General features: G+C 70.5%; 8 protein-coding genes and 5 pseudogenes. 6 read left to right on the top strand and 7 right to left on the bottom strand.

The window, feature by feature from the left end:
• Nucleotides 1–58 precede the first annotated feature (58 nt).
• From IE326_RS34975 to IE326_RS34960, 4 genes and pseudogenes are all read left to right on the top strand, one after another.
• The gene (locus tag IE326_RS34975; protein ID WP_190044446.1) at nt 59–847 is read left to right on the top strand and encodes an ABC transporter ATP-binding protein; all 789 of its coding nucleotides are present in this window, start codon (nt 59–61) and stop codon (nt 845–847) included.
• Nucleotides 847–3,285 (top strand): FtsX-like permease family protein, encoded by a 2,439-nt coding sequence (locus tag IE326_RS34970; protein ID WP_190044445.1) that lies wholly within the window; start codon nt 847–849, stop codon nt 3,283–3,285. Before IE326_RS34975 ends, IE326_RS34970 begins: the two co-directional genes overlap by 1 nt.
• A 228-nt stretch (nt 3,286–3,513) precedes the next feature.
• Entirely contained in the window at nt 3,514–3,945 is a 432-nt protein-coding gene (locus IE326_RS34965) for a hypothetical protein (protein WP_190044444.1), read from the top strand.
• Nucleotides 3,946–4,227: 282 nt separating this feature from the next.
• A pseudogene (locus IE326_RS34960) lies at nt 4,228–4,338 on the top strand (IS5/IS1182 family transposase); the annotation flags it as partial.
• A 96-nt stretch (nt 4,339–4,434) separates the two neighbouring features.
• Here the strand turns inward: IE326_RS34960 and IE326_RS34955 are convergent.
• Nucleotides 4,435–4,995, bottom strand: coding sequence for a peptidoglycan-binding domain-containing protein (locus IE326_RS34955; protein ID WP_150233569.1), 561 nt, complete (start codon nt 4,993–4,995; stop codon nt 4,435–4,437).
• A gap of 374 nt (nt 4,996–5,369) precedes the next feature.
• On the opposite strand from IE326_RS34955, the gene IE326_RS34950 reads away from it, so the two are divergent.
• On the top strand, nt 5,370–5,873 hold the full coding sequence (locus tag IE326_RS34950; RefSeq protein WP_190044443.1) for a MarR family winged helix-turn-helix transcriptional regulator: 504 nt from the start codon (nt 5,370–5,372) through the stop codon (nt 5,871–5,873).
• A 458-nt stretch (nt 5,874–6,331) separates the two neighbouring features.
• Here the strand turns inward: IE326_RS34950 and IE326_RS34945 are convergent, their stop codons facing one another.
• From IE326_RS34945 to IE326_RS42065, 4 genes and pseudogenes are all read right to left on the bottom strand, one after another.
• On the bottom strand, nt 6,332–6,706 hold the full coding sequence (locus IE326_RS34945) for a hypothetical protein (protein ID WP_190044442.1): 375 nt from the start codon (nt 6,704–6,706) through the stop codon (nt 6,332–6,334).
• Between the two features lie 415 nt (nt 6,707–7,121).
• Nucleotides 7,122–7,229, bottom strand: a pseudogene (locus IE326_RS41965) (RHS repeat-associated core domain-containing protein); the annotation flags it as partial.
• A gap of 108 nt (nt 7,230–7,337) precedes the next feature.
• Entirely contained in the window at nt 7,338–7,877 is a 540-nt protein-coding gene (locus IE326_RS34935; RefSeq protein WP_150233563.1) for a GNAT family N-acetyltransferase, read from the bottom strand.
• 72 nt (nt 7,878–7,949) lie between these two features.
• Nucleotides 7,950–8,797: pseudogene (locus IE326_RS42065) on the bottom strand (winged helix-turn-helix domain-containing protein).
• Between the two features lie 182 nt (nt 8,798–8,979).
• Here IE326_RS42065 and IE326_RS34920 point away from each other — a divergent pair.
• Nucleotides 8,980–10,105: pseudogene (locus IE326_RS34920) on the top strand (MFS transporter).
• Nucleotides 10,106–10,211: 106 nt separating this feature from the next.
• Here IE326_RS34920 and IE326_RS34915 read toward each other — a convergent pair.
• Nucleotides 10,212–10,709 carry an HAD domain-containing protein gene (locus IE326_RS34915; RefSeq protein WP_150233561.1) on the bottom strand — a complete coding sequence of 166 codons (498 nt, stop codon included), beginning with the start codon at nt 10,707–10,709 and terminating at the stop codon, nt 10,212–10,214.
• Between the two features lie 58 nt (nt 10,710–10,767).
• Nucleotides 10,768–11,004, bottom strand: a pseudogene (locus tag IE326_RS34910) (IS256 family transposase); the annotation flags it as partial.
• Nucleotides 11,005–11,745 lie beyond the last annotated feature (741 nt).

Genomic DNA, 11,745 nt, shown 5'->3' with positions numbered 1-11,745 from the left:
GCCCCACCTGCCCCGATCCGTACGTTCGACAGGACCGACCCGAACGTACGGAGGACCCATGGCACGGGAAGCCGCCCCCTCGACGGCAGCCGTCGAACTCGCCGGAGTACGGCGCCGTTACGGCAAGGGGGACCGCGCGGTGCACGCCCTGCGCGGCATCGACCTGAGCCTCCCGCACGGCAGCTTCACCGCCGTCATGGGACCCTCCGGCTCCGGCAAGTCGACCTTCCTGCAGTGCGCCGCCGGACTCGACCGCCCCACCGCCGGCTCGGTCCGGCTCGGCGGCACCGAGATCACCGGCCTCGGCGAGAACGAGCTCACCCGGCTGCGCCGCAGCCGCCTCGGCTTCGTCTTCCAGGCGTTCAACCTGCTGCCCTCGCTCACCGTCGAGCAGAACGTGCTGCTCCCGCTGCGGCTCGCCGGCCGGCGCCCCGACCGGGACCGCGCCGCCGAGGTCCTCGGACAGGTCGGCCTCGCCGACAAGGGCGCCCGGCGGCCCTCCGAGCTCTCCGGCGGCCAGCAGCAGCGGGTCGCCCTCGCCCGCGCCCTCGTCACCCGGCCGGACGTGATCTTCGGCGACGAGCCCACCGGCGCCCTCGACACCACCACCGCCGCCGAGGTCCTCGCCCTGCTCCGTGACGCCGTGGACCGGCTCGGCGCGACCGTCGTCATGGTCACCCACGACCCGGTCGCCGCCGCCTATGCCGACCAGGTCCTCTTCCTCGCGGACGGTGCCCTCGCCGACCGCCTGCCCCGGTCCGCTCCGGCCCGGATCGCCGCCCTGATGAAGGACCTCACCTCCACGACGACGGCCACGGCCGCTGCCGGGGCCGGGGCGGCCGCCTGATGCCGCTCCGCCCCAACGGTCTCGCCCGCGCGGCCGTCCGTTTCAAGCCCTCCTCCTTCGTCGGCACCTTCGTCGCGCTGCTGCTCGCCGCCGCCGTCGTCTCCGCGTGCGGGCTGCTGCTCCAGACCGGCCTCACCGCGTCCGTGCCGCCCGGCCGTTACGCCGGAGCACCCGTCGTCGCCGCGGCCGACCAGCAGGCGCACGCCACCGTCGGACGGGGACCGGAACGCGAGACCCTCTCCGCCGCCCTGCCCGACCGGGCCCGCCTCGACGCCTCCCTCGTCCACGACGCCGCCCGCGCCCCGGGCGCCGCCCGTGCCGTCGGCGACGTCAGCTACCCGGTACGCGACGCCGCCGGCACCCCGCTCACCGCCTCCGGCTGGGGCTCCACCGCCTTCACCGGCACCCGGCTCGCCTCCGGCACCGCCCCGGGACCCGGCGGGGTCGTGCTCGGCGGCGGCCACGCGCGCGTGGGGGAGCGCGTCACCCTCGACACCCCCCTCGGCCGGCGGAGCTTCACCGTCTCCGGAACCACCGGCACGCCCGGCGCCTGGTTCACCGACGCCCAGGCCCTCGCCCTCTCCGGCCACTCCCGCACCGTCGACGCCATCGCCGTCCTGCCCGCTCCCGGCACCGACCCCGGCACGCTCGCCGCCGAGGTCGCCCGCGCCCTCGGCGGCAAGGCCGAGGTGCACACCGGCGACGACCGCAGTCTCGCCGAGGGCGCCGCGCTCCCGGCCGCCAAGGAGCTCCTGGTCGCGCTCGGCGGCTCCCTCGGAGGCATCGCCACCCTGGTCGCCGTGTTCACCGCGGCCGGCACCGTCGCGCTCTCCGTGGGCCAGCGCTCCCGCGAGTTCGCCCTGCTGCGGGCCATCGGCGCCACCCCGCGCCAGCTGCGCCGCTCCCTCGCGACCGAGACCCTGCTGCTCGCCCCGCTCGCCGACGCCCTCGGCTGCCTGCCCGGGTTCGCCCTCGCGAGCTGGTGGTTCGGACAGCTCCGGGACAAGGGCGCGGTTCCGCAGGGCGTACGGCTCGACACCGGGCCCCTGCCGTACGCCGCCGCCGTCCTCGTCGTCGCCCTGACGGCCCTGGGCGCGGGGCTCGCCGCCGCCCGCCGCCCCTCCCGCGTCGCACCCGGCAGCGCCCTCGCCGAGGCCCAGACCGAGCGGCGCGCGATCGGCCCGGTCCGCGCCGTCCTCGGCCTGGCCGCCGCCGCGGGCGGCGCCACGCTCGCCGGGGTCGCCGCCGCCGGTTCCGGCGAGGACGCCGCCCACGCCGCCCTCGGCGTCGTCATGCTCTTCATGCTGGCGGTGGCGCTCCTCGGCCCGCTGGTCGCCCGGGCCGGCGCCGCCGTCCTCGGCCTGCCGCTCCGCGCCGCCGGCGCCCCGGGACACCTGGCCGCCGCCAACTCCCGTACCCACGCCCGCCGGCTCGCCTCCGCGCTCACCCCCCTCGTGCTCGCGACGTCCTTCGCCTCCACCCTCGTCCTGCTGCACGCCAGCACCGACCGCGCCACCGAGCACCAGCAGCGGGCCGGCGTCGTCGCCGACCACGTCGTGACCGCACCGGCCGGACTGCCCGTCGACGCCGCCGCCCGCGCCGCCCGCCTCCCCGGCGTCACCGCCGCCGTGGCCGTCCAGCACACCGGCGTCCTGCTCCCCGACCGCGACACGGGCTTCCGGAGCGCCACCGCCCTGGCGGTCTCCGCCGACCCCCGCCCCGTGCTCGACCTCGACGTGCGCACCGGCTCCCTCGACGGCCTGCGCCCCGGCACGGTCGCCGTCGACGCCAACCTCGCCGACGCCGTGGGCGTCGGCCCCGGCGAACGCCTCCACCTGCGGCTTCCCGACGGCCGCGCCGCCTCGCCCCGCGTCGTCGCCACCTACGGGCGCGGCCTCGGCCTCGCTGAGGTCACCCTGCCCGCCGCCGACCTGGCGGGCCACCGCACCGTCCCGTACGCCGACGAGCTCCTGGTCCGCGGCGGTACGCCGGACCGCCTCGCGGCGCTCGGCACGGTCACCGACGCCGCGGGCCGGGCCGCCGCGCAGAGCCGTGACCGCGAGGTCAACGCCTGGGCCAACACCACCATGGCCGCCGTCCTGGGCGGGTTCGCGGCCGTCGCCGCCGCCAACACCCTGGTGATGACCGTCCTCGCCCGCCGCCACGAGCTCCGCACCCTCCGGCTCATCGGCACGACCCGTCGCCAGGTCCTGCGCATGATCCGCTGGGAGGGCCTGGTGGTCGGCGTCTCCGGAACCGTCCTGGGCGCGGTGATCGCGGGCGCCACCCTCGTGCCCATGGTCCGGGGCCTCACGGGCGAGGGACCCCACCTGCCGCCGCTCCTCGTCGGCTCCTTCGCCGCCGCCGCGCTGCTCCTCGCCCTGGTCTCGACCTCCCTCCCGGCCCGGGCCGCGCTGCGACCGGAGAGAACGTCCTAGCGTCGCGAGTCGGAATCTTTCCGGCAGATCTTCGTCCTCATCGACCGACGGTCGCGCCCGCCGGCCGCAGGAACACGATCGGCCACCTCCCCCGGCCGGAACGAGGAGGGACCAGCGCCGCTCAACCCCACGAAGCCTTGCCGGAGGCCAGTTGCACACCAATTTTTTGAGCGTGTTCAAATGGGTGGTGGGGCGGCAAGCCGGCTGCCTGGTCCGGGGGGAGAAGCGATGGGCACGCAGATCGACATCAAGACCGTACGGGAGACGGGGAGGAGCGGCTTCGTCGCTGTGCTGGTCGCGCTGATGACGATTCTCGTGGCGGGGTGCACGGGTATGGGTCCGGTTCATGTCGATCCGGACCGCCTGCCCGGGGTGTACCGGAACGACGGCACGGGTGCGGAGATCCGCTTGGACACGGACGGCCGGTTCTCCGCCGTCGGCTTCTCCCGGGACGATGTGGGGATCGCCGGGGAGAACGCTCTCCTCGACGACTTCGGTGGCACCTGGGATCCCACGCCCTCGAACTTCGTGTACCTGGAACCCGACCCCGTCGGGATGAGCGACATCCAGCTCTGGACGGTGAGTTCGAAGGAGGTGTACCTGCAGCCGGACGTGGACGGGCCGATCACCCTGACACTGCTCAAGGCCAAGGAGTCATGATCCCTGGAGAACGGCCGGCGGCGGGGTGCGGACGGCACGGGCCCGGGCCGGTCCCGGCCGCCGGTGAGGCGCCCGGGCCGGTCCCGGCCGCCGGTGAACACCGCCCCGACCTCCGAAAGGGCTCACCCCGCGACGAAGGCCCCGGCTTACGGCTGCCGTGACCGATTCGACGCTCCACCCGACAGGGCCCGGTGATCCGGGTCGGAGACCGGTCGGCGGTAGGCGGCGGCTTCGTCGGGGATCTCGTCGGCCGTCCTGGCCCGGACGAACGGTCCGGAGGGGAAACAGGCGCACAACAGGCCCCATCGGCAGGTTCGTGCCCGCGTCGAGCACGCCTTCGACCGGATGAAGACCTGGAAGATCCTGCGTGACTGCCGCCGGAGAGGTGCCGGAGCTTCGCGTGATCGGCAGCCGGTCCTCGCCGTGCCCGATCCCTGTGTTCTGGAAGCGATCCAGAAGGGTCGCCCCAGAACACAGGGTGTCACCGAATCAGGGACACACGTTGAAGGTGGCGGCGTTGTACCAGAGCGGCCGGATGTCGCTGCTGATCCACATGCCCCAGCGGCCGTCGTCGGTCCTGGTCATGTTGATCTTGCGGCCGTCGTAGCGGCCGTTGTAGACGATGCGGTTGCCCGTGCCCTCCGCCCCGCTCAGGTGCAGCGCGGCGCGGTTCAGCGTGTTCTGGCCGACGATTCCGTCCGCGCCCCCGGCGACCCCGTACTTGGTCTGCCACTTCTTGGTGGCGGCCGTGGTCGTGGCGCCGAACTGGCAGTCGATGTCGGACCAGGCCAGGAAGCCGTCCGCCCACAGGATCTGCTGCCACATCGCGGTCACGTTGCTGGTGGCGTAGCTCGTCGCGGAGATCGGGCCCTCGTCGGCCCAGTCGTCCCACGGGATGTCGGCACCCGTGATGACTCCCTGGCTCGGGGTGGCGGAAGCCGGGGCGCCGGAGAGCGCGAGTCCGGTGAAGATCCCCGCCGCCGCGGCGAGCACCGCGACCTTCTTGCGCAGGCCGGTTCCGAGAGCAGGCCCTGTCGCCTTGTCCGTCACGTCAGTTTTCCCTTCTCACTTGTCCTCCGGCGGAGGCTGGACACATCGTGCACACCACGACGGCCGACGAGGTTGGCGCTCGGCGCCAACACCTTGGCGCCGAGCGCCAGAATCCGACGGCGCCCAGGGCGAGGCGGTGGCTCCTGCGGCCGGCCGGAATGCCGGCGCGTGGGCGCCCCGGGCTCCGGGGTTTCCCGGCGTCTTCCCGCTGCTGGGGCCGGTCTTCCAGGAGTTCGGGCTGGGCGGCACACGAGGCTGCGGCGGTCCCGGGAGTGGCGGTGGCCGGCGGTTTTGACGCCCGTCCAGGACGAGTCGCAGTGAACGGCGCATTCCGATGGTTCGGTGCGCCGGTGGGGGAATGTAGCGTCGCGATCATGGAATCGCTGACCGGAACCACCACCGACCAGGCGCCGGCGAACCCGGCCGCGACCGATGACATGCTGGCCACCCAGCCGGTCGGGTACTGGTGCGGGCTGACCCACACGGCCGTCACCCGGCACCTGCGTGACGCCATGGCCAGGGTCGACGTCACGCAGCCCCAGTACTGGGTGCTCAACCGCGTGAACGGCGGCCCCGAGGCACCGACCCGTGAGGAGGTCGTCGCGCAGTTGACGCACCTCGCCGACGGGCCGCACGAGATCGCCAGGGCCGTCGACCAGTTGCTCCACCGCGAATGGCTCCGGATCGGCGACGGGCAGCGTCTGCACCTCACGGGTTCCGGAGAAGCCGCCAGAGTACGGCTCCGCGAGCTGGCGACCGAGGTACGCGCCGTGGTCCACCAGGGCATCAGCGACGAGGAGTACGTGGCCGCGCTCAAGGTGCTGCGCAGGATGGTGGCCAATGTCGAGGGCGCGGGGGCTCCTGGTCATCCGTTCTGATGCCGCGGTCTCGTGACGGACCCGGCCGGGCGTGGAGCCCTCCCGACGTCCCGAGAGACACCGGTCGAAGAGCGAAAGGTCGATCCCGTGACCCTTCGGATACCGCAGCCCGACCGCCCGGCGTGAACGAAAGGACGGACGGTTTCTCGCCCTCCTCGGCCTTGCTGCAGCCATGACCTGCTGCGAGAAGCTCGCCAAGATCACCACGTGAGAGACGGTCCCCTCCCCGAGGGGATGGCCACCCGTCGCGTGGCCGCGACGACGAGCGACCACTCGGCGGCACGGGGCGGAGTCGAACGGTTCACGGTCCCGGCTGTGAGGACCTGTGTCACGGGGCCGACCGTAGTCCGCATCTGCTGGACCGGCCGAACGGCTGCCGCACGGTCGTATCGCCGGCGGCAGCCATTCGGTCTTTCACGAAAAGCGCTCCCCGTGGGGATCCGGAACGAAGAGCCGGGTCACGCCGGAGGCTGCTCCTCGGGGATCGGATGCCTACGCATTCCGAGACGGTAGCGAATCAGCCATACCGAGTCGAAGAGGCCGCGGGTGTAGGGATCGCCCCTTTTCATCAGCGGTGGCATTCCATGTTCGATCCGGTACTCGTAGTCGTCCATCACGCGGTGGCGTCCGCCTTCCAGGAGGAAGCCGATGCTCAGCACGCAGGCGAAGAGGGCAGGGCCCCACGCCTGCGGGTCACGAAAAAGGCTCACCGCGACGGAAGCCGCCACGAGTGGAGCAAGCCCCCGGCGGACCCTTCGGCCCGGCAGGTGCTTGCGCAGCAGTTGGGGCAGTGCTGCGGCTCCCACCACTGCCGTGATGATCCAGAAACTCACCACAGTCCTCCGTACCGGCTCCGATGGCCACCGTTGATGCGTGCGGCCCCTATGTTTCCAGCCAGTGCGTAATGATAGGAAACGTTGTGCCGGAGGAAGCCCCGTCCCCGTCGGCCGAACGACTTGTAGGTGCGTGTCCTGGTGATCGACCGGAGGTGTCGGCCTCCCGCGTAGGACGTTCCGGCGGCGAAAGCGGATCCTGCGGCGTTGCGCCATTGACCGTTTGCCGCGTAGGCAACGCCTTGGAAGGCGTTCGCCACGGCACCCAGATGGCCCGGGCACCACATTGCGCAGCGATTCACCCACTTGTTCGTGGCGACCCGCAGCATGCCCTGCCGAAAACCGCGCGTCTTCTTCTTGACCGCATTCAACTTCTTCTTGAACCAGCCCCACTTGCCGTCGAGGTCGTAGCGGTTCAGCGGTTCAGCGGGTCCGCGTGGACGTAGTCGTAGGCGTTGGCGTTTCCACCGTGGACGGGGTCGACGGAGAGGAAGCTGCCGGTAGCAGGGTTGTAGGGGCGGACGCCCGTGAGGGTCTCGCTCGACCGCTGCTTGCCGCCGAGCCACTGAAGTTGATCGGGTGGTGCCGGGCCCGTCCACCTAACGGTTGCCGGTTCGGTCCGATCGCACCGTTACGCGGGATATGTGCAGGGTGAGGCGACGAGGGTCAGGTGGTATCGGGTGTAGGTCTCGAAGACCTCGGCGACCTTGAAGCCGAGCCGGGTCAGTACGGCGTCACTCTTTCCGTTTCCGTGGGTGACGCCCGCGAACACGTCGGTGGTGTCCAACATGGTGGCTCCGTACTTGATCAGCGCACGGCAGGCTGCAGTGGCGTACCCATGGCCCGTTGCCTCGTGGTCGAGCCAGTATCCGAAGCCGTACTTGGGTGGGTCGACGGCCACAAGGTCAACGCGGCCGATGAGGGCGCTGTGAAGGAGGACGCCGCAGCGAAGGGACGGGCTGGGCTCGTCGAGCAGCTCGGCACGTGCCGTCTTGTAGTCCGATGCGGCCAACGCCCGGTAGTCGCCGTGCTGGGTGAGGTGTTCGCGATTTCGGTCGATGAGCGCGTAATATTCGTCGGCTTGCTCGGCATCGAGTGCACACAGCGTCAATCCGGAGACGCTGGTTTTGAGTTGGGGAAAGACGTGCTTGTCGTGATGACTACCGGCCATGCCGGCTGACCCTACGACGGGGAAGGGGCCCCTGCCATGGCTTTTCGGTGGCGTGCAGCGACTGAATGCCGGTCAGCCGTCCATGATCAGGCCGGTGCGGGTGAGACAGCTGTCGACTGGGTCCGGGCGGAACTGGATCTGCTTGAGTCTGCGCTTCACGGCCCGGGTGATCTGGCCCAAGTCGGCGGCGACGAGGTTGCCGATGCCACGCTTGACCAGCGACCAGATGCCCTCTTGCGGGTTCAGCTCCGGTGAGTGACTCGGAAGTTGGAAGACAGTGCGCCAGTCCGCGTGGTCGGTGATGAACACGCGCAGCGGCTCGGCCACGGACGCGGACCACTGGCGTTGAGCCCTTGCGTCCCCAGCTTTCCGCGCGCGGCGGCGTCATCGACTGGCCGGCTTCTCCTCGAAGACGATCCAGTCGGCACACGCCGCCGCGCTGCTCTTACCCGTGGCCAGGTCTCCTTCTTCCACGCCTCGACCGCCGCGTCGTCGCGCTCGATCGCCCGCCGGGCTGCTGCCAGGACCAACCGTGCCGCTTCAGCAACAGCCATGTTCCCTCCACCGTGTAGCCCATGTGGAACAGCCGGCCGATCAGCGTCTTGATCCGTGCCAGTGTCCATCGCTGATCGGGCCCAGCCGTGGACCAGCGGCCCGCGGTCCAGCTCCCGTTCCAGCCTCGCGACCTGTGCCTCGCTGAGTCTCGGCCGCCCCGGCGATCCCTTCGACAGGACCCCCGCTTCGCCGCGCTCGCGCCACTGGCGGCGCCACCGCTCCACCGACCGCTCACTGACCCGCAGAGCGGCAGCGATCTCCCTGTTCTTCTGCCCGCCATCAAAGCGTTCCACGGCCTGCAGCCGGACCCGCTCCCTCGCGGCCCGCCCAGCGTCGGTCAACCCGCCGCCCTGTGCGTATCTCACGGTCCAGGGCTACCGGAGCGGACCGGCCGCCGTCAGGCGAACATGCCAGACAACACCCAATCAAGTTCAGTATCTCCATGGGCGGTGCCACGGAGCCGGTGCAACGGGCGGGGCCAGGAAGGGACCGCACGGTCGCGCCACGACCGGCTCCATGGCGCAGACTGGCGGCGCTTGTTGCTCTGATGCTGGCCGTCCTCACCTTCAACACGGCGGAGAACCTGCCGATCGGTCTTCTGGAAGTCCTCTCCGAAAGTCTGCGGGTATCGGTGTCGGCGGGTCGGTCTTCTGGGCACCGGCTACGGCGTGACGGTGGCCGTCGCGTCTCTGCCGCTCGCCCATGCCATGCGGGCAGTGCCCCGACGTCACGTGCTCACGTGACTCCTGGCCTCGCTGGTCCTATCCGGTCTCGTTGCCGCGCTGGCCACTTCCTATTGGCTGTTTCTCGTGGCGCGGCTGGTGACCGCGCTTGCTCAAGCGCTGTTCTGGGCCGTGATGAGGCCGGTCGCGGTGGGACTGTTCGCGCCCGCGGTCCGTGGGCGTGTGATCGGGGCGCTGTCCGTCGCCGGTTCGCTCGCCCTCGTGCTCGGTGTGCCGGGCGGCACCTGGTTGGGCCGGCAGCGTGACTGGCAGGTGCCAGAGGCCATCCTGGCGGGTCTGGGGATCATCTCCCTGGTGACGATCGCCGCCCTGCTCCCGACCTCACGTCCAGAAGAAGAGCACGCCGCCTACGGCATCAGCCCCGATGTCCGCCGCTTCGGGATTGTGCTGGCGGCCGGAACCTTGTCCGCTACCAGGGATTTCGCGGGATATACCTACATTGCGAAGTTCCTGGGCGAAATTAGCGGATTTTCTCCAGGCACAGTCAGTTCACTCTTGATGGTCTTCGGCGTTGCGTGTCTGGCTGGGGTGAGCATCATCGGGGCTCTGCTGGATCGCTTTCCGCATGCCGCGCTGACCACTGCCGTGGCCACTCCGGCGGTGGGCATGCTCGGGCTGTACGCGGTTGACACCGATCCAGTGGCAGCGGTGGTGTTCCTGGTGCTGATGGGTGGTGCACTCGGGTCGGTGTTCATGGCGACCCAGAACGCGATGCTGCATTCCGCTCCGCGACGCATGGACATCGCGCTTGCAGCGAATTCCGGCGCCTGCAACGCCGGTATCGCGGCGGACGCCGCACTCGGGGCACTCGTACTGCCGCTTGCCGGCGTGCACGGTACCTTCCTCGCCGGCAGCCTGCTTTCTGTCGCTGCCTGTGCGGTGCTACTCGGCGGGCGACTGCTGCGTCAACAACCTGATTGCGTCAAGTAGAGCGCCGTCAACGGGCCGCTGGTGGCTTCCTTGTCCAGTTACTCGTGCAGCTTTTGCGTGTGAAGAAGAGAGTAATTGCCAATTCCTGTGGATCACCGCGGGAGTCTCAAGTGGCCTGCAGCCATTGGTCGAGGACTGCGAAGTCTTCGTTCGTGAGACCGCGCGACGACGCGATGCGGCGGAGGAGGGCTGGGGTGGGGTGGTGGGTGGACACCCAATCTTGATCGGCCTCGGTGATTTCGTCGTCGACCCAGACGAACGGGCGGCCGTCCGCCCAAGCCACCAAGGTTCGGGTCTTCCAGTGGAGCCCGAACCACTGGTCCTCGCGTTCCTGCGCGTCGGAGGATTCCGGCCAGTGCACGACCGGCAGGGGCGGCAGACCGAGCAGTGGTGCGATGTCGGTGTTCGCCGCATCCCCCCAGGTGGTGGCCCAAACCAGCTCGCACGGCAGTGCCGCGAGGCGAGGCCCGAGGTGCGGATCGAGCCGCGCCAGGTGCGAATCCGTCGCGGTGCCTGACGGCTCGCGCTGCGGGCCGTCGCCGAACGGCAGGAGAGGCCCGTCGACATCCAGGAAAAGCAGCGGGCGTTCCTGGGACTCACTCATGCCGCAGCCTCCCGCTCACGCTCGACCAGGACGTCGCGTTCGAAGTGGGCGCCATTGCGGGCGAGGGCGACGCAATCGGCCCGGTGGCGATGGTCACCGTCCGCTCGCGGTGGCGGCCGTTGCGGACCACCAGACGGCGACCTGCCTCGGCCCGCTCGCCCACCAACTCAGCTATGTAAGGGTTGACCTCGGCTTCCAAGGCCCCGGCGAGCATCCGGCGGGCTCCCTCATGGGCGATGTCGTCTATCAGGGAACCGCTCTGGGTGGTGACGTCCTCGTTGACTACGCTCAGCACGGGCGCGCCTTTCCGACCCGCGCTGCATCGCGGGCCTACTCGATGACCAGAAGTCGATCACTCGGGAAGGTACGCCCTCCGCGTTCCGCGAGGCACCCCTCCCGAGCCCGTTCCACAGGCCCTGAGCATTGCTCAGCGGAACGTATGCGGCCGGCGTCGGCAGCGCGTGAGTGGAGTGCACGGCGCGAGGTGGCCGCCGCTGAGGCGCTGCAACTGCTGTGGCGGGGTGCGCTGATCACCATTTCGATCGTCCGGGACCTCTCCTCTACGTTCCTGCCGCCATCGCACTATGGGCCGGTCCGGCCCACCTGCGGCGATGGTTGCGTGGAAGCGGCCTCATCCACCGCATCGCCCGCAAAGGGATCGAACCCTCGCAGCGGCAGAGCCGCTACCGCCGGACCATTGAGCACATCCTGTCCTGACTCGTCGGCGGCCGACGACTCCACCGACGCCACGAACGTGAAGCCGACCGCTTCCCCGTCTTCACCAGCATCGCCTGCATCCTCGTCCGCTGCCGCGGACCCACCGAACGAGATGACGTCTTGGCGGTTCTTCAGAACCCGTACCGGGTGCCTCTCCCTTCGACGGGCCGGGAACGGCGGGGTGATGCTGTGCCGGATCCACGGTCAGGAGTGGCGTTGTGCGGAGGAATCGGCCACCTGAAGATGACCGATTCCGAAGTGGCCGGTATCCGTTCGAAAGCATAGGATGATGCGGCCATGAGTCCGGGGGGATCATGAT

Source organism: Streptomyces filamentosus (assembly GCF_014654895.1).
Classification (GTDB): Bacteria; Actinomycetota; Actinomycetes; order Streptomycetales; family Streptomycetaceae; genus Streptomyces; species Streptomyces filamentosus.
The sequence above is the reverse complement of the archived record's forward strand: the minus strand, read 5'-3'. Positions and strand labels throughout refer to the sequence as shown.

Excerpts from the sequence above, each read along its gene's own strand:
- IE326_RS34915 (WP_150233561.1), bottom strand. The coding sequence starts at position 10,709 with ATGAGTGAGTCCCAGGAACGCCCGCTGCTTTTCCTGGATGTCGACGGG.
- IE326_RS34935 (WP_150233563.1), bottom strand. The coding sequence starts at position 7,877 with ATGGCCGGTAGTCATCACGACAAGCACGTCTTTCCCCAACTCAAAACC.
- IE326_RS34950 (WP_190044443.1), top strand. The coding sequence starts at position 5,370 with ATGGAATCGCTGACCGGAACCACCACCGACCAGGCGCCGGCGAACCCG.
- IE326_RS34970 (WP_190044445.1), top strand. The coding sequence starts at position 847 with ATGCCGCTCCGCCCCAACGGTCTCGCCCGCGCGGCCGTCCGTTTCAAG.
- IE326_RS34965 (WP_190044444.1), top strand. The coding sequence starts at position 3,514 with ATGGGCACGCAGATCGACATCAAGACCGTACGGGAGACGGGGAGGAGC.
- IE326_RS34975 (WP_190044446.1), top strand. The coding sequence starts at position 59 with ATGGCACGGGAAGCCGCCCCCTCGACGGCAGCCGTCGAACTCGCCGGA.